The sequence below is a fragment of the Bradyrhizobium sp. RD5-C2 genome, from assembly GCF_019972155.1.
Taxonomy (GTDB): Bacteria; Pseudomonadota; Alphaproteobacteria; order Rhizobiales; family Xanthobacteraceae; genus Bradyrhizobium.
Genome location: NZ_BOVL01000026.1, coordinates 260,754 through 276,218, shown reverse-complemented (window position 1 = coordinate 276,218; position 15,465 = coordinate 260,754). Strand labels below are relative to the sequence as shown.

The 15,465-nt window shown below is 65.1% G+C and carries 17 protein-coding genes; 6 read left to right on the top strand and 11 right to left on the bottom strand.

Translation table 11 applies throughout. From position 1 onward, the window contains the following. Positions 1-10: 10 nt before the first annotated feature. Complete coding sequence (locus tag BraRD5C2_RS33045) at positions 11-847, bottom strand: metal-dependent phosphohydrolase (protein WP_223975563.1); 837 nt, start codon at positions 845-847, stop codon at positions 11-13. Between the two features lie 228 nt (positions 848-1,075). On the opposite strand from BraRD5C2_RS33045, the gene BraRD5C2_RS33040 reads away from it, so the two are divergent. The 3 genes from BraRD5C2_RS33040 to BraRD5C2_RS33030 all read left to right on the top strand — a co-directional run bounded on the left by BraRD5C2_RS33040 (position 1,076) and on the right by BraRD5C2_RS33030 (position 3,795). Further along, positions 1,076-1,291: a hypothetical protein gene (locus BraRD5C2_RS33040; RefSeq protein ID WP_021077148.1), complete on the top strand. Its 216-nt coding sequence runs from the start codon at positions 1,076-1,078 to the stop codon at positions 1,289-1,291. Between the two features lie 168 nt (positions 1,292-1,459). Continuing rightward, on the top strand, positions 1,460-2,248 hold the full coding sequence (locus tag BraRD5C2_RS33035; protein ID WP_223975561.1) for an ATP-binding cassette domain-containing protein: 789 nt from the start codon (positions 1,460-1,462) through the stop codon (positions 2,246-2,248). Continuing rightward, positions 2,245-3,795: an ABC transporter permease/substrate-binding protein gene (locus BraRD5C2_RS33030; protein WP_223975559.1), complete on the top strand. Its 1,551-nt coding sequence runs from the start codon at positions 2,245-2,247 to the stop codon at positions 3,793-3,795. Before BraRD5C2_RS33035 ends, BraRD5C2_RS33030 begins: the two co-directional genes overlap by 4 nt. 99 nt (positions 3,796-3,894) lie before the next feature. Here BraRD5C2_RS33030 and BraRD5C2_RS33025 read toward each other — a convergent pair whose 3' ends face one another. Beyond that, the gene (locus BraRD5C2_RS33025; protein WP_223975557.1) at positions 3,895-5,607 is read right to left on the bottom strand and encodes a sulfatase-like hydrolase/transferase; all 1,713 of its coding nucleotides are present in this window, start codon (positions 5,605-5,607) and stop codon (positions 3,895-3,897) included. Between the two features lie 169 nt (positions 5,608-5,776). Beyond that, entirely contained in the window at positions 5,777-6,493 is a 717-nt protein-coding gene (locus BraRD5C2_RS33020; protein WP_223975555.1) for a TetR/AcrR family transcriptional regulator, read from the bottom strand. A gap of 111 nt (positions 6,494-6,604) precedes the next feature. Here BraRD5C2_RS33020 and BraRD5C2_RS33015 point away from each other — a divergent pair, with 111 nt between their 5' ends. Then, the gene (locus BraRD5C2_RS33015; protein WP_223975553.1) at positions 6,605-7,225 is read left to right on the top strand and encodes a hypothetical protein; all 621 of its coding nucleotides are present in this window, start codon (positions 6,605-6,607) and stop codon (positions 7,223-7,225) included. A gap of 12 nt (positions 7,226-7,237) precedes the next feature. Here the strand turns inward: BraRD5C2_RS33015 and BraRD5C2_RS33010 are convergent, their stop codons facing one another. Together BraRD5C2_RS33010 and BraRD5C2_RS33005 are read right to left on the bottom strand one after the other, a co-directional pair. Next, a complete protein-coding gene (locus BraRD5C2_RS33010) occupies positions 7,238-7,471 on the bottom strand; it encodes a hypothetical protein (protein WP_223975551.1) in 234 nt (77 codons plus the stop codon). 28 nt (positions 7,472-7,499) lie between these two features. Then, a complete protein-coding gene (locus BraRD5C2_RS33005; protein ID WP_223975549.1) occupies positions 7,500-7,898 on the bottom strand; it encodes a lysozyme inhibitor LprI family protein in 399 nt (132 codons plus the stop codon). 133 nt (positions 7,899-8,031) lie between these two features. Between BraRD5C2_RS33005 and BraRD5C2_RS33000 the strand changes: the two genes are divergently transcribed. Together BraRD5C2_RS33000 and BraRD5C2_RS32995 are read left to right on the top strand one after the other, a co-directional pair. Then, complete coding sequence (locus tag BraRD5C2_RS33000) at positions 8,032-9,051, top strand: adenylate/guanylate cyclase domain-containing protein (RefSeq protein WP_223975547.1); 1,020 nt, start codon at positions 8,032-8,034, stop codon at positions 9,049-9,051. Between the two features lie 182 nt (positions 9,052-9,233). Next, positions 9,234-10,340 (top strand): DUF2336 domain-containing protein, encoded by a 1,107-nt coding sequence (locus tag BraRD5C2_RS32995; RefSeq protein WP_223975546.1) that lies wholly within the window; start codon positions 9,234-9,236, stop codon positions 10,338-10,340. A gap of 157 nt (positions 10,341-10,497) precedes the next feature. Here the strand turns inward: BraRD5C2_RS32995 and ilvC are convergent, their stop codons facing one another. The 6 genes from ilvC to BraRD5C2_RS32965 form a co-directional block, all read right to left on the bottom strand. Then, entirely contained in the window at positions 10,498-11,517 is a 1,020-nt protein-coding gene (gene ilvC / locus BraRD5C2_RS32990; RefSeq protein ID WP_223975545.1) for a ketol-acid reductoisomerase, read from the bottom strand. A 151-nt stretch (positions 11,518-11,668) separates the two neighbouring features. After that, positions 11,669-12,277, bottom strand: coding sequence for a LysE family translocator (locus tag BraRD5C2_RS32985; RefSeq protein ID WP_223975544.1), 609 nt, complete (start codon positions 12,275-12,277; stop codon positions 11,669-11,671). A gap of 7 nt (positions 12,278-12,284) precedes the next feature. Beyond that, positions 12,285-13,163 (bottom strand): EamA family transporter, encoded by an 879-nt coding sequence (locus BraRD5C2_RS32980; RefSeq protein WP_223975543.1) that lies wholly within the window; start codon positions 13,161-13,163, stop codon positions 12,285-12,287. A gap of 43 nt (positions 13,164-13,206) precedes the next feature. Further along, positions 13,207-13,902 (bottom strand): class I SAM-dependent methyltransferase, encoded by a 696-nt coding sequence (locus tag BraRD5C2_RS32975; RefSeq protein WP_212310478.1) that lies wholly within the window; start codon positions 13,900-13,902, stop codon positions 13,207-13,209. Positions 13,903-13,905: 3 nt separating this feature from the next. Further along, a complete protein-coding gene (gene ilvN / locus BraRD5C2_RS32970; RefSeq protein WP_016841057.1) occupies positions 13,906-14,448 on the bottom strand; it encodes an acetolactate synthase small subunit in 543 nt (180 codons plus the stop codon). Positions 14,449-14,470: 22 nt separating this feature from the next. Next, the gene (locus BraRD5C2_RS32965) at positions 14,471-15,457 is read right to left on the bottom strand and encodes a threonine dehydratase (protein WP_223975542.1); all 987 of its coding nucleotides are present in this window, start codon (positions 15,455-15,457) and stop codon (positions 14,471-14,473) included. Positions 15,458-15,465: the final 8 nt, after the last annotated feature.

The following is a 15,465-nucleotide window of genomic DNA, read 5'->3' as shown; positions in this document are numbered from 1 at the left end:
GCGCCGTGCCTCAGATCTGCGGGCCGGACAGCGTGACCTCGCGCTCGGCGCGGAAGACGTTGCTGTAGAGGTTCGCGATCCACTGACGGCCGCTTGCCGTCATGTTCAGGCAGTTGATGGCGCCCTGAATGTGCGGCGCAACCATATTCCAGTAGAATTGCGGATAGCGGTCGACGATATCGGCCGGCGATTCATAGCCGAGCTGGCGGTTGATGCCGACCTCCTCGAACTCGTGATAGAGCGCGTTGGCTTTCCTGATGTAGTTGGGATCGCCGAGCTGACCGATGAAATCAGCGGCCCGGACGATCGCCGCCTCGTCGTCATATTGCTGGCCTTCCGGCGCCGGAAACCGCGTGCCCTCGATGTTGCGTGCGACGCGCTCGCGATCGAGCGGAAGCACCGCCTCGAGCCTGTCGAGCACATAGAGCTTCGAGCGATCGACGTGATACGGCATCAGGCCGGCATCCGACGAGCCGCGCGGCAGCACCACCTTGTTGCCGGAGGCATCGATGACATATCCATCCGGTCCATCGCCCTTCAGCAGGCCGCGCACATAGCCGATGTCGTGCGTCAGGCACGCGATGATCGTGTGAGTATAATCCTCCGCGGTGACATGGGTGTGCAGCGCGCGACCGCGGATGATGTCATGCCCGGCCAGCGTGACCAGCATCGTGTGCTCGACATTGTGGTAGAGCGCATCGCTGTTGCCGATGCATTCAAGCGCAATGCGGGCTGCGGCCGGCAGGAGTTCGCCAAAGCGGGCCTGCGAAGCCCCGAAGGTGCGGCTGACATGCGTGGCGAGAAACTTCTCCAAAGCGCCTGCCGCCAACTCAGGTAACGTCATCATCGATGCAGCCCCCGACAGCGCAACGTTCCTCACTCGCCCCCGATCTCACGTCGTAGTTGGGGAGAACTATAGCGTATCTGCGGGCGTGCGGCTACGCGCCGGCGAGCGCGTGATTCGGTCCGCCGTACTTTTCCGGTCTTGCCGGCTGTGACACCAAAGTCGCTGATAATGGCATGAACCGTGCATGATTCGGTTCAGACCGGGTTAATCCTACGGATAAAGACCATCATGCTCGTTACGCTCGTCGCCATCCTTTGCAATGCTCAGCTCTGCATGGAAAAGGTCGTCACCAACAGCGACCAATCCGGCATCACCATGGGCGCCTGCGCCGTGAACGCCCAAATCGGCATCGCCGACTGGCTCGCCAAGGGGCCGTATCACGATTGGCGCTTGCAGAGCTATAAGTGCATCATGGGCAAGTACGTCCCCAAGAACGAAGTGTGATGTGTGCTCACAGCCCCGGAAGGGGCTGACCACTTCGCGCGCCCAACTGGAACAGCCTGCGAAAGCCGCGTGACGCAGGCGCGTGCACCTCAAGTCAAAGTCCATTTTATGGGCTATCACTGTCGTTCACGATGGTGAGACGTGAGGTCGCCCAGGAATGGCACGAGAATGCCTGCAACGCCGCTGATCGCCTACGCGCATGTCGGCAAGAGTTTTGACAATGGTCGCGTGGTGGCGGTCGACGACGTCTCGCTTGACGTCGCCGAGGGTGAATTCCTGGCTGTTGTCGGCGGCTCGGGCTCCGGCAAGACGACGCTGCTTAGGCTCGCCAACCGCCTGATCGAGGCCGACCGCGGCCGGATCGCCGTCGAGGGCGAAGACGTCAGCCGCATCGACCCGATCCTGCTGCGGCGCCGTATCGGCTATGTCTTCCAGAGTGGCGGACTGTTTCCGCATCTCACCGTCGCCGACAATGTCGGCATCACGCCAAAACTGCTCGGCTGGCCGCAGGCCGAGATCTCGGCACGGGTCGACGAGCTGCTCGACCTCGTGCGGCTCGACCGCGCCCAACATCGCGACCGCCTGCCGCACGAACTCTCCGGCGGTCAGCGCCAACGCGTCGGCGTCGCGCGTGCGCTGGCTGCGAAGCCGCGCATCGTGCTGATGGACGAGCCGTTCGGCGCGCTCGATCCGCTGACCCGCGACGCGCTCGGCGACGATTATCGCACACTGCACCGCGAGCTTGGACTGACCACAGTCATGATCACCCACGACATGACCGAAGCACTGCTGCTGGCCGACCGTATCGCGGTGATGCGCGGCGGCAAGCTGCTCGCTTTGGGCACGCCGGCGGAGCTCGCGGCCAACACCGATGCCTATGTCGGCGAACTCTTGCGGACGCCGCGGCGACAGGCGGAACGGCTGGGCGCATTGCTGCCGCGGGACGGCACGGCATGAGCGATCCACGCTGGAGCGAGGCGCTTGCGCATCTGCCCGACTATCTCGGCAACCATGTCCGGGTCAGCGTCGCCGCGCTGGCGCTCGGACTTCTGATCAGCCTGCCGCTTGCGCTCATCGCGCGCAACCGGCCGGTGCTGCGCGGCACGCTGCTCGGGCTTGCCAGCATCGTGCAGACGGTGCCCGGTCTTGCGCTGCTCGCGCTGTTCTATCCGTTGTTGCTGGCGCTCACGGCTCTGACCGCGACGTGGCTCGGCTTCAGCTTCTCCGCCTTCGGCTTCCTGCCGGCGGTGCTGGCGCTCGCGCTCTATTCGATGCTGCCAGTCTTACGCAACACCATCACCGGCCTCTCCGGCGTCGATCCGGCGGTGCTGGAGGCAGCCCAGGGCGTCGGCATGACGCCGCGGCAATCACTCACCATGGTCGAGCTGCCGCTCGCGCTGCCGGTGATGATGGCGGGCATCCGCACCGCCGCGGTGTGGGTGATCGGCACCGCGACGCTGTCGACGCCGATCGGCCAGACCAGCCTCGGCAACTACATCTTCGCGGGGCTGCAGACCCAGAACTGGGTGTTCGTGCTGTTCGGCTGTTTCGCCGCCGCCGTGCTCGCGCTCGTCGTCGACCAATTGCTGGCGCTGATCGAGAATGGCCTGCGCAATCGCAGCCGCGTCCGGACCGCACTCGGCGGGCTCGGCATAGCCGCCCTGATCGCGGCGACGCTGGTGCCAGCGATCGCACGGCAGCAGGCGCGCTACGTCGTCGGCGCCAAGACGTTCACCGAGCAATACGTGCTGTCGGCGCTGATGGCGCAGCGGCTACAAGCGGCCGGACTGCCGACGACGACCCGCGCCGGACTCGGCTCCAATGTGATCTTCGATGCGCTCGCGGCCGGCGATATCGACGTCTATGTCGACTATTCCGGGACACTGTGGGCCAACCAGTTCCACCACACCGACATCAGGCCCCGTGCCGAGCTGCTGGGCGAACTGAAGACGACGCTGGCGAAGCAGGACATCACGCTGTTCGGCGAGCTCGGCTTCGAGAACGCCTATGCACTGGTGATGCCGAAGAAGCGCGCCGAGGAGCTCGGCATCCATTCGATCGCCGACCTGGCGTCGCACGCTGCGACGATGTCGATCGCCGGCGACTATGAAATCTTCTCGCGGCCGGAATGGGCCGGCATCCAGAAGGCGTATGGGCTGACGTTCCGCGCCCAGCGCCAGATGCAGCCGGATTTCATGTATGCGGCGGTTGCCTCCGGCGAGGTCGACGTCATCGCGGGCTACACCAGCGATGGGCTGATCGCAAAATACGACCTGGTTGCGCTCGCGGACGACAGGCACGCGATCCCGCCCTATGACGCGATCGTGCTGCTGTCGCCAAAGCGGCGCGACGACGAGGTCCTCAAGGCGGCGCTGCGTCCGCTGCTCGACAAGATCGGCATCGCCGAGATGCGCGAGGCCAACCTGCGCGCATCGGGCAACGACGCATCATCATCGCCCGACGCCGTGGCGCGCTGGTTGTGGGAGAAGGTCGGGGGAAAATAGCCTCTTGCCGTCATTGCGAGCGAAGCGAAGCAATCCACCTCTCCGCATGCGAGGAAAGATGGATTGCTTCGTCGCTACGCTCCTCGCAATGACGAATTCTCAAAGTCCCTTGATGATCCCCGCATCGATCAACAGGCGGTTGAAGCGGCGCGCTTCCGCGCCATCCTTGCAGGCGTAGAACTCGCCGTTGCAGCGAAGCATGATCGCCTTCTGCTCCTCGAACGACGGATCGAGCGGAATGCCCGCGGCTTCCTGGATCACCAGCGGCAGATAGGCGGCGTCGATCGTGTCCATCACCGTCGGGCTCTTCACCGGTTCGAAGTTGACGGCGTCGATCGCGTAATATGTCGCGTAGTAGCGTGGATCGTAGTCCATTAGCTTCTTGCCGATGCCGGCCTCGTCGAGCCCGGGATCGAGCAGCTGCGGCGAGAACTCCGGCTGATGATCGCCGTAGCGCACGATCAGGAACGGCTGCGCCGGAAACTTCTTCTTCAGCGCCGCGACAAAGCCGGCATAGTCACTGGCGCTCATCGCCTGCCGGCGCAGATATTCGTCGACCGACGGCGTGTTACCCGGCCGCTTCCATGCCGGCAGCAACTCGGGACGGAATTTCGTCTCCCACGGGAAATGATTGGCGGCGAGATAGACGAAGGTGAACAGCGGCGTGCTGAGCGTCTTCTGCTCGGCCATCAGCTTCAGCGCCTTGTCGTAGAAGAAGCTGTCGGGCTCGACGTCCTTCGCGTGCAGATCATGCGCGTCGTAGAATTGCTGGATGCCGGTTGTGGTCTGGAAGCTGCGCGCGCTCATGAAGGCGCCGAACGCCGGATAGAGCGACAGCGTGTCGTAGCCGCAGCGGCGCAGCGCCAGCGGCAGGCCGCGCGCGACGCGGCCCGATGCGATGCGGGTGACGAAATAGGCGAACCGGCCGAACGAGCGCGAGGACAATCCCGCCAGCACATTGTACTCGGTGAACCAGCTCGGCCCGCCATTGCTCTCGGCGAGGAATTTGCGCTCGACACCGTCGTAGGATTTGAACTGGCCGCCATAGCCCGGCGGGACCTTGACGCCGGACGCAGCGCGGATGTCGAAGCTCGATTCATCATGGATCATGATGATGTTCGGCCGCCGCCCGGCGGGATGGCAGGCGTCGACCAGGGGCACCTTGAGCTGGTCGCTCGCACTCGGATCCGACTCCATGAAGCCATAGGCGACGAAGTCCGACACCGCAGTCACGCCGGAGCGCGCGAATTTCGACAGATAGCCGTCGTCGTAATAGCCGCGCCAGGCCTCGTCCGGCCAGGCGAAGGCATAGCCCGAGAGCGCCGCGGTGCAGGCAAGGCAGGCCGCTGCGGCCGGCAGGCGGCGGATGCGGAACGGGTCGAGCCACCACAGCGCGTACATCAGCGGCAGCGTGACCAGGCCGGCGCCGATGATCGACCAGCGCAGGTTCGGAAAGATCGTGAGCAGAAACGACGCGGTGTCGCGATCGATCACCATCAGGTCGACGAAGTTCGCGGTCATCTGCACCACGTCGTGCTTGAACCGCGACAGCAGCACCAGCACCACGACCAGCGTCAGCGACAGCGCGCCCGACAGCGCCGGCCGGCGCAGCAGCGCGATGAACAGGAAGTTGAGAATTCCCCAGCTGAGCAGGAAGCAGAGCCGCGAGCCGAAATCGGTCTCGGTCCGCAGCATCAGGATCAGCGCGCCGAGATGCGGTGCGGCGACCGCCAGCAACCGCCAGATGCCGATCGCGGCGAGACCGCCGGCCAGCGCGGCAACGGACGAGTTTTGCTGAGGCGCGGGCGCCATGGGTGGGACGCAATACAAACCCGGCGCAATGCCACGGCCTTGACTGGCAAAGGCCAGGAGGCACACCGCACAGCCGGAGTCTGCGCCGTGTCACAAAAACGTAATTGAATCGTCATGAACGCGCAATGAATTTGCCCGCCCGGAGCACGCCCGGCCGGCGCGACGCGCCTCAGACCTTCGCAGCAGGCCTCGCGATGCCGGCAATGAAGAGGTCGACGATGTCAGCGGCCATCTGCTCGGCCTCAGCTTCGGCGACGCCCCAGCGCGGTAAATGGCCGTCGATATGCATCCGTGCAAAACCGTAGACGAGCGCGCGGCCGGCGATCTGGACCTGCTTCAGGTCGCGCGCCGCAAGCTGGCCGGCTGAAAAGGCCTCGGCCAGCGTCCGCTCGGTCAGGCCGATCAACTCCGCATTGTCACTGGAGACCCCAGCCGAGCGGTCGTGGTCGAAGAAGCGGCGGCTGGAGATGATCTCGAAATGGGTCGGGTTCTTCATCGCCCAGCGCAGATAGGCGATCCCGAGGCAGCGGAAGCGGCCGAGCGGATCGCCGGGCGGTGCATCGGCCAGCGCCGCCACGATCTCGGCGCGGAAGCGGCGCTGCGCCTCCTCGGCCACCGCATTCATCAGGGCATCCCGGCTCGGGAAATGCCGGAACGGCGCGCCCGGCGAAACCCCGGCGCGGCGGGCGGCTTCGCGCACACTGACCGCCTCCGGCCCGCCCTCGCCGACCAGTTGCATGGCGGCCTCGATCAGGACCCGGCGGAGGTCGCCGTGGTGGTACGGCTTGGCCGCCGGCGCCCGCGCCGCAACGGCCGGACGCGGCTTGGCGGACCGGCGTCCGGCCGACGGGCTTTTGGCGGGTGGGGTTTTGGCGGGACGGCGCATCGCGCCATCTCTAGCATCACCCGCTTGTGAATGTAAGCGGTGATTACACGGATTGACCGCGCTCCATCGCGAAATGTAACTGGCGATTACATCAACGATGGGAGGCAGGATGTGACGACGCGTCGAAACTGGTTCGAGGGCTGGCGGCTGTTCGGCCTGCTCACACTGACCCTGATCGGGCTTTCGATCTGGATCGCCGCGATGCGGCAGTTCGAGGTCGAGGGCGTGCGGATGGTGATCCGCTTCACGGCGCGGACCTCGCTGCTATTCTTCTGCCTCGCCTTCTCCGCGGCGGCGCTGGCGCGGCTCCGGCCGAATGCCTGGACGCACTGGCAGCGCCGCAACCGCCGCTATCTCGGCGTCACCTTCGCCGCCTCGCACGCCATCCACGCGGTCGCGGTATCAGCGTTCGCAATGCTGGACCCGGCCGGCTTCGCCGCCGCCACCTCTATCGTCTCCTACATCTTCGGCGGCATCGGCTATCTCGTCATCATCGCGCTGACCGCGACCTCGTTCGATCGCACCGCTGCGCTGCTGGGCCAGCGCGCCTGGCGCAGGCTGCATCTGATCGGCGGCTATTATCTGCTGCTGCAGTTCATGGTTTCGTTCGGCAAGCGGATTCCCGAGATGCCACTCTACGCGCTGTTCCTGGTGCCGCTCGCCGCGGTGTTCGCGCTCAGGATGGTCAGCATGGCCGCGCGGCCTGCGCCACGTCAGGCACAGGCGAGCTGAAATCCGGCCGCCTCACACCAGGTGAAACTTGCGGCCGAGCCGGCGATGCACCGACAGCACCGCGCGGTCGACGTCGCTGATCAGGCTGTCGCCGAGCACCACGTTCGGGATCTCCCAGTTGCGCCCGACCTGCGCATCAGGCAGCGCCGCGACCGCCCGCACGCGGGCGGTCTCGCAGCCGGGCTGGGCGCGCAGCGCCTCCTCGGCAAGCTGGGTCAATTCGTCCTGGCTCTTTCCGTCGGTCATGACCCCGGTCCTGACTCCGGAAGATGGCTCACTGATGGCCGAGATTTTCCAGTTCCTTGGCACGGACTTCCGTCATGCTGCGCATGCATTCGCCGGCATCGAGCCGGGCGATGGTGCCCTCGCCGAGGTCGTAATACAGGCAGTTCGCGTCGCGGTACTGGATCCATAACCGTTGCGCGGTGCGCAGCTGGTCGCGCTGCTTGTCGCCGGCGGCATCCTTCAGCGCTTGCTGATAGGCGACGTTCATCCGCTTGTCCCATTGCGCGGTCTTGGCCTTGAGGCACTCGACCATCTGGTAGGTATTGCCGTCGCAGGACGGCTCGGGATCGCCCTGATCGCCGGCCCATGCCGACGAGGTGGCGATGATGAAAGCGGCCGCAACCAAGCGCCCGAGCCTGCACAGGCCTGTCGTGAGAGCCGATTTCATGCCGCCTTCCCTTTCCGATGGATGCCGTAGCTGGGCCATACGTTAGTGCGGCCGTAGCACATCCCGTTCATATCAATCGCCTGCGGCTGGCCTTCCCGATCCGTGCAGGATATTTCATAGGCATGGAGGGACCATGCGGCGGACGGTGACGCCTGCAATCGTTTTGGCCGTGCTCGGCCTGCTCGTCGGCGGGCTGTTTCGCTACGTCTTCGACCAATCCGACGAGGCCTCCGTTGCGAACTATACGCGCAGCGCGCTCGAAGGCGCCGTCATCACCCTGATCGTCTGGGCCACGCATCTCTATCTGGCCGCGCGTGGCGGCTGGCTGCGGCGGCGGCCGCTCATCGTCGAGCTGATTGCCCGCTCCGTGATCCTCGCCGTTATCGTTGCGGTCGCTGCGATTGTGCTCGAGATCCTGCTGTACGGGCATGGGCTCGAGGCGAAGTGGATTCGCGAGACCTTCTTCAAGATCATCGGGGTCGGCCTGCTGCTCTCGATCCCGATCACGACGATCTACGAACTGGTCCGGATGATCGGCGGGCATACGCTGCTCAACATCGTGCTTGGACGCTACCGCCAGCCGGTGCGCGAGGAACGCGTTCTGCTATTTCTCGACCTGGTCGGCTCGACGACCTTGGCGGAAGCGATGGGAGAGCTCCGCGTGCAGGAGCTCTTGACGCGCTTCTTCTTCGACATCGACGAGCCGATCGTGGCGCATGGCGGCGAGGTTCATGCCTATGTCGGCGACGAGGTCATCGTGACCTGGCCGGCCGGCGCAGGCCAGCCGTCGCGGCGCTACCTCGACTGCGTATTCGCGATCGAGGACCGCCTCGCCAAGCGGGCCGATCGCTATCGCAAGGAGTTCGGCGTGGTGCCGGCGTTTCGCGCCGGGATGCATGCCGGCCCTGTCGTCATCAGCGAATGCGGCGACTCGCGGCGGCAGATCGCCTATTTCGGCGATACGGTGAACGTCACGGCGCGGCTGCAGGCGCATTGCAAGGAGGCCGGCCGGCCGCTCCTGATCTCGGGCGAGCTGCGTCGCCTGCTGCCTTCGGACCTGGATTTTGTCATCGAGCCGCTCGGCTCGACGCAGTTGCGTGGGCGCGCCGCTTCGATCGAGCTATTTGCCGTCGCGCGGCGCGCATCGTCCTAAATAATCTCTTAAGGCGCACCGCCATGGCGGCGAAAGCACCAATTGCGCCCTGTCCGGTCGTAGCCCGTTAAGGATGCGATGCACCCGTATTTGCACCGGGTTCCACCTTAACGCAGGTGTAAGACGACGCCATGCATGGTGCACGGACAGGTGTCATTCAACAAAAACAAGGTCGCCCATCGATGGCGCAACAGGCGTCACAATCGATTATTGCCGAACTCGAGGATGCGGTCCGGGACGGGACGTCCGCCAAGCGCGTGCAGACGCTGCGGCAGGTCACCGATCTTTTCCTGAACGACGGCGACCGCCTCAACGATGAACAGGTCAAGGTGTTCGACGACGTGCTCTGCCTGCTCGTCGCGCGCGTCGAGACGCGTGCGCGGGCCGAGCTCAGCAAGCGGCTCGCGCCGCTGGACTATGCGCCGTTTGAGGTGATTCAGCACCTCGCCTGGGACGACGACATCGGCGTCGCCGGCGACGTGCTGACCCACTCCAGCCGCCTCTCAAACGACGCACTGCGCGAGATCGCCGCCAGCAAGGGCCAGGACCATCTGTTCGCGATCTCGGCGCGGGAAAACCTGCCGGCATCCGTCACCGACGTGATCATCGACCGTGGCGAGGACAAGGTGATCCGGCGTCTTGCCAAGAACGCCGGCGCGCAGTTCTCCGACAACGGCTATTCCTCGATCGTCGCCCGCGCCGAGGGCGACGACGAGTTGGTCGAGATCCTCGGGCTGCGCATCGATATTCCGGCCAAGCTGCTGCGCGACCTGTTGCAGCGCGCCAAGGATACAGTGCGCGCCCGCCTGCTCGCGATCGCATCGCCCAGGGCCCGCGAGGAGATCAGCCAGGTGCTGAACGACATCGCGCAGGAAGAGGCCGCCGCCCCGCGCCGCAACTACGGCATCGCCGAAGAGCTGGTCAAGCTGATGAAGCAGCTGAACGAGCTCGACGATGCGGCGGTCTACAAATTCGCCGAGGACGGCAAGTTCGACGAGGTCACGGTCGCGCTCGCTGTGCTTAACGACATGCCGATCGCGATGATCGAGCGCCTGATGCTCGGCCTGCGCTCCGACCTGTTGCTGATCCCGTGCCGCTCGGCGCGGCTCAACTGGCCGACGGTCGAAACCATCCTGCGCAAGCGGCCGCTGCCGCATCAGATCGACCATGCGACGCTCGAGATCGCGCACCGCGATTACCAGCGGCTGTCGCTGGAAACCGCACAGCGCACCGTGCGGTTCTGGCAGCTGCACAACAGGATCGAGAAGCAGCCGATGGCGGCCGGTTAGCTGCCGCTGCTTTGTCGCGACAAAGAAAAAGGGTGGGCAACGCGCCCACCCTTTTTGATTCGATGCGTAGGGTGGGTTAGCCGAAGGCGTAACCCACCATTCGTTCCGCGGAGGCGCGGCGGGTTACGCTTCGCTAACCCGCCCTACGCATCCAGCCTTAGTTCTTGCTCTTGTCGACCAGCGCGCCCTTCTTGATCCAGGGCATCATGTCGCGCAGCTTGGCGCCGACTTCCTCGATCGGATGCTGGGCGAGCTTGGCACGGGTCGCCTTGAACGAGGTCTGGTTGACCTTGTTCTCCAGCATCCAGTCGCGGGCGAACTTGCCGCCCTGGATGTCGGCGAGCACGCGCTTCATCTCCGCCTTGGTCTCGGCCGTGACGATGCGCGGACCGGTGACGTACTCGCCGTATTCGGCGGTGTTGGAGATCGAGTAGTTCATGTTGGCGATGCCGCCTTCATAGATCAGGTCGACGATCAGCTTCACTTCGTGCAGGCACTCGAAATAGGCCATCTCCGGCGCGTAGCCGGCCTCGACCAGCGTCTCGTAGCCGCCCTTGATCAGCTCGACCAGGCCGCCGCAGAGCACCACCTGCTCGCCGAACAGGTCGGTCTCGCACTCTTCCTTGAAGGTGGTCTCGATGATGCCGGCGCGGCCGCCGCCGATCGCCGAGGCGTAGCTGAGGCCGAGGTCATGGGCGTTGCCCGACGAATCCTTGGCGATCGCGATCAGGCAGGGCACGCCGCCGCCGCGCTGATATTCCGAACGCACGGTGTGGCCGGGGCCCTTCGGCGCGATCATCAGCACGTCGAGGTCGGCGCGCGGATCGAGCAGGTTGAAGTGCACGTTGAGGCCGTGGGCGAACACGAGCGCCGCGCCCTTCTTCATGTTGTCGTGCAGGTGCTCGCGGTAGATGTCGCCCTGCAGTTCGTCCGGGGTCAGCATCATGACGAGGTCGCCCCACTTGGCGGCTTCGGCGACTTCCATCACCTTGAAGCCGGCGTTCTCGGCCTTCTTGGCCGAGGCCGAACCCTTGCGCAGCGCGATCGCCACTTCCTTGACGCCGGAATCCTTCAGGTTCAGCGCGTGGGCGTGGCCCTGGCTGCCGTAGCCGACGATGACGACCTTCTTGCCCTTGATCAGGTTCAGGTCGGCATCGCGATCGTAGTAAACTCGCATCGTATTTTCCTCGTTTTGAAGGGGGCCAAAATCGGCCGATGAGTCAGGCTTTCGGAAGGTCAGAACCGCCGGGCGCCCGCGAATTTCCGGCGTTGTCTAGAGCATTTTTCCCCTCAGGGGAAACCCCCATCTCGCATGGCGCGGTGCGGCATCATGCGTCCATGAAGACCGGGTAGAGCGAGGCCAAGAGCAGGATGGCCATCAGCACATTGAAGACGCGGATCGCCCGGGGCGAGGTCAGGACCGGCCGCAGGGCGGTGCCGAACAGCGCCCAGACGATGCAGGACACCGTCCCGAGGGCCAGGCTCAGGCCGACCTGGATCGCGATGTTCCAGGGGAAGGCGGCAATCGCCGCATAGGCCGTAATGGTGCCGATCACCATCACCCAGCCCTTGGCATTGATCCACTGGAACATGGCGGCGCCCCAGAAGGTCATCGGGCCACGGCCGGGCCTGTCGTCCTTGTCCGCCGAGGGCGGCTCGGCCATGGCGATGACGGCTGCGAGATAGACCAGATAGGCGACGCCGCCATATTTGAGGATCGTCTGCAGCACCGGATAGGCGATGAAGACCGCCCCGAGCCCGACGCCGACCGCACCGACCATGAAGGCGAAGCCGACCGTGATGCCGGCGATGTGGGGCACGGTGCGGCGGAAGCCGTAGGTCAGCCCCGACGACAGCAGCATGATGTTGTTGGGGCCGGGCGTGAAGAACATCACGACGGCAAACACGACAAAGGCGAACATCAGCGAATGCGACATGGTGCCCTCACGCCACTTTCGGCAGAGCTTTTGGCCGCTTCGACAGCAGCATCACGGCGATACCGGCGATGACTGTGAGCATGCCGGCTAGCCGCAGCGGCCCGAACCTCTCGCCGAACACCATGCTGGAAGCGGCGGAGCCGACGAACGGCACCAGCAGCGCGAACGGCACCACCTGCGCCGCCGGATAATCCCTGAGCAGCCGGCCCCACAGCCAATAGGCGATGCTGGTGGAAACGGTGCCGACAAACAGCATCGAGACAATGCCGGCGGACGACAGGTGCGACAGCGCCTGCCACACCGGCTTCGCACCCAGCGTCAGCAGCGACAGGCCGAACAACGGAATCGCGGCACACAGGCACAGCCATGCGAACAGGTCGAACATGCGCGCGCCCTGCGCCGGCCGCAGCAGCAGGTTTCCGATGGCGAACGAGACCGGCGAGATCATCAGGATAGCAAAGGCTGCGACGCTGAAATCGTATCCGACGGTGCCGCAGATCATCAGCAGACCGATCGCGGCGATGCCGATGCCGACGGTCTGCAACCGCGACGGCAATTCGCCGAACAGCACCGCAGCAAAACCGATGGTGAACAGCGCCTGGCTCTGCACGATCACGCTGGTCAGCCCGACCGGCATGCCATGGGCGATGGCGATGGATTGCGCAAGGAACTGGCCGAGGAACAAAGTGAGGCTGATTCCGACCAGAAGCGGCCACGACACCTGCCGAGGCCTGGGCAGGAACAGGCACGGCACCGCCGCGATACCGAAGCGCAGCGCCGTCATCAATTCGGGCGGCAGCTCATCGAGCGCGATCCGGCTCGCGACGAACGCAAGCCCCCAGATCACCGCGACCATGACGGCGATGCCAACATCGGCCGGCTTCATTGTTCTTCTTCTTTGGTTCGGTTTGGCGCTGTCGATGCAAGCTCTAGATCTGTTCGTCCGGCTTCGGCTTCCGCAGCAGATAGGTGCCGTGCAGCGGCGCGTGATAGTCGGCGGCGACCAGGGTGAAACCGGTCTCGGTCAGCATCCGCTCCATCACCCAGCCGAAGGTCGAGTACTCGTCGCGCATATGGGTCATCACGCTTTCGCGCTCGAAATCGTGGTTCTTGATCGAGAAATCGGCCCAGCCCTCGACATCGCGATCGACCCCGTCGGGCATGCTGACGAACACCATGTCGCGCAGATAGAAGTTCGCGCCGGGCTTCAGCGCGTTGAAGATTCGCGACAGCGCCACCGCCTTCCAGAAGTCGGGCAGGTGATGCAGCGTGAACTCGCTGACGATGACGTCGTAGGAGTTCGGCTGGTAGGCAAAGGACAACAGCCCGGCCGGCTGGGTCCGGATCTTCGCCTTGCGGTCGCGCGCATAAATTTCGGCAAGCCCGATCATCGCCGGCGAGATGTCGATGGCGTCGACCTCGGCGCCCATCAGCGCCGCCTCGGTCGCCAGCACGCCGTTGCCGCAGCCGATATCGGCGATCCGCCAGCCCGGCTTGACGCCGAGCATGGTCAGCGCCTGTCGGGCACGGACATCGCTGTCCTCGCTGACGTCATAGATCGAGGCAACCGCGGTATCGAGACCGACCTGCCGCCGTTGCGTGTAGTACCAGTCGCGCGCCAACATGATTCACATCCCTTCCGGCCCACGCGTGATCGCGGCCACCCCGGTTCGTGACACCTCGACCAAGCCCAGCGGGCGCATCAGGTCGATGAACTGACTGATCTTGGACGAGTTGCCCGTGATCTCGAAAACGAAGCTCTCGGTCGTGGCGTCGATCACCCGGGCGCGGAACGCATCCGCCAGCCGCAGCGCCTCGACGCGGTGATCGCCGCCGCCCCTCACCTTGACCATCGCGAGCTCGCGCTCGATCGAGCTGCCGGTCAGCGTCATGTCGACGACGCGGTAGACCGGGATCATGCGGTCGAGCTGATGCTTGATCTGCTGGATCACCATCGGCGTGCCCGTGGTGACGATGGTGATCCGCGAGAGGTGCTTCTGGCTTTCGGTTTCCGAAACCGTGAGGCTCTCAATGTTGTAGCCGCGGCCGGAGAACAGCCCGATCACGCGCGCGAGTACGCCGGGCTCGTTCTGCACGAGGACGGACAGCGTGTGCGTCTCGTTCGGATCGTGACGCTCTTCGAGGAAGTAGGCGGATGCGGGCTGGTTCATTGGTCGTCCCCTTGCATTCTTTTCACGCCACCGCCCGCTGGGCAGCCGGCGCAGCATCTGTCCCGATCCAGGTCCGGAACAGATCGAAATCGATATTGCCGCCGCTCAGGATCAGGCCGACCCGCTTGCCGGCGAGCTTGCTCTTTTCCTGCAGCGCGGCCGCGAGCGCCGCAGCACCTGCGCCCTCGGCGAGATTGTGGGTGTCGGTCCAGTAGGCACGGATCGCCTGCCCGACCTCGTCGTCGGTGACCTGCACGATGCGCGAGGCGCCCTTGCGGATCAAAGCGAATGCATCCGCATCCGGAATCCGCGTCGCCATGCCGTCGGCAAGCGTGTTGCTGGTCTCGGTGGTCACGATCTTGCCGGCCGCGAACGACAGCGCGTAGGACGGCGCCTCGGTCGACTGCACGCCAACGATCTCGGTCTTGAGGCCGAGCAGGTCGCGCGCCATGATGCAGCCGGAGATGCCGGAGCCCTGCCCGATCGGCACATAGAGAATGTCGAGATCGGGCGCCGATCGAAACAGTTCCAGCGCATAGGTCGCAACACCCAGCACCAGGTCCGGGTGGAACGACGGCACCATGTGCAGGCCTGCGAACTGGGCGCGGCGTTCGGCCTCTTCCCGCGCGGCCTGAAAGTCCTCGCCGTGCTCGACGAGCTCGGCGCCGAATGCGTGCATGGCGCGGTTCTTCTCGACCGAGTTGCCGCGCGGCACGTAGATCACGGCCGGCACGCCGTGGCGGCTCGCGGCAAACGCCAGGCTCTGGCCGTGATTGCCGCGCGTCGCCGAGATGATGCCGGGCAGATCGGGCCGCTCGCGCTTCAGCCGCTCGAGATAGACCAGGCCGCCGCGCACCTTGAAGGCGCCGATCGGCGTGTGGTTCTCATGCTTGACCACGACCTCGGTGCCGAGCCGCTCGGCCAGCAGCGGCCAGGCATACGCCGGCGTCGCCGGCACCGCGGTGCCGACGATCCTGTGGGCGCGCTCGAGCTCGCTGAGATCAAACATGATCCACC

Bases quoted from the DNA above. Each gene is read 5' to 3' on its own strand.
- BraRD5C2_RS32980 (WP_223975543.1), bottom strand. From the start codon at position 13,163: ATGAAGCCGGCCGATGTTGGCATCGCCGTCATGGTCGCGGTGATCTGG.
- BraRD5C2_RS33025 (WP_223975557.1), bottom strand. From the start codon at position 5,607: ATGGCGCCCGCGCCTCAGCAAAACTCGTCCGTTGCCGCGCTGGCCGGC.
- BraRD5C2_RS32985 (WP_223975544.1), bottom strand. From the start codon at position 12,277: ATGTCGCATTCGCTGATGTTCGCCTTTGTCGTGTTTGCCGTCGTGATG.
- ilvC (WP_223975545.1), bottom strand. From the start codon at position 11,517: ATGCGAGTTTACTACGATCGCGATGCCGACCTGAACCTGATCAAGGGC.
- BraRD5C2_RS32975 (WP_212310478.1), bottom strand. From the start codon at position 13,902: ATGTTGGCGCGCGACTGGTACTACACGCAACGGCGGCAGGTCGGTCTC.
- BraRD5C2_RS33045 (WP_223975563.1), bottom strand. From the start codon at position 847: ATGATGACGTTACCTGAGTTGGCGGCAGGCGCTTTGGAGAAGTTTCTC.
- BraRD5C2_RS33005 (WP_223975549.1), bottom strand. From the start codon at position 7,898: ATGAAATCGGCTCTCACGACAGGCCTGTGCAGGCTCGGGCGCTTGGTT.
- ilvN (WP_016841057.1), bottom strand. From the start codon at position 14,448: ATGAACCAGCCCGCATCCGCCTACTTCCTCGAAGAGCGTCACGATCCG.
- BraRD5C2_RS33000 (WP_223975547.1), top strand. From the start codon at position 8,032: ATGCGGCGGACGGTGACGCCTGCAATCGTTTTGGCCGTGCTCGGCCTG.
- BraRD5C2_RS33030 (WP_223975559.1), top strand. From the start codon at position 2,245: ATGAGCGATCCACGCTGGAGCGAGGCGCTTGCGCATCTGCCCGACTAT.
- BraRD5C2_RS33010 (WP_223975551.1), bottom strand. From the start codon at position 7,471: ATGACCGACGGAAAGAGCCAGGACGAATTGACCCAGCTTGCCGAGGAG.
- BraRD5C2_RS33040 (WP_021077148.1), top strand. From the start codon at position 1,076: ATGCTCGTTACGCTCGTCGCCATCCTTTGCAATGCTCAGCTCTGCATG.
- BraRD5C2_RS33020 (WP_223975555.1), bottom strand. From the start codon at position 6,493: ATGCGCCGTCCCGCCAAAACCCCACCCGCCAAAAGCCCGTCGGCCGGA.
- BraRD5C2_RS32965 (WP_223975542.1), bottom strand. From the start codon at position 15,457: ATGTTTGATCTCAGCGAGCTCGAGCGCGCCCACAGGATCGTCGGCACC.
- BraRD5C2_RS33035 (WP_223975561.1), top strand. From the start codon at position 1,460: ATGCCTGCAACGCCGCTGATCGCCTACGCGCATGTCGGCAAGAGTTTT.
- BraRD5C2_RS32995 (WP_223975546.1), top strand. From the start codon at position 9,234: ATGGCGCAACAGGCGTCACAATCGATTATTGCCGAACTCGAGGATGCG.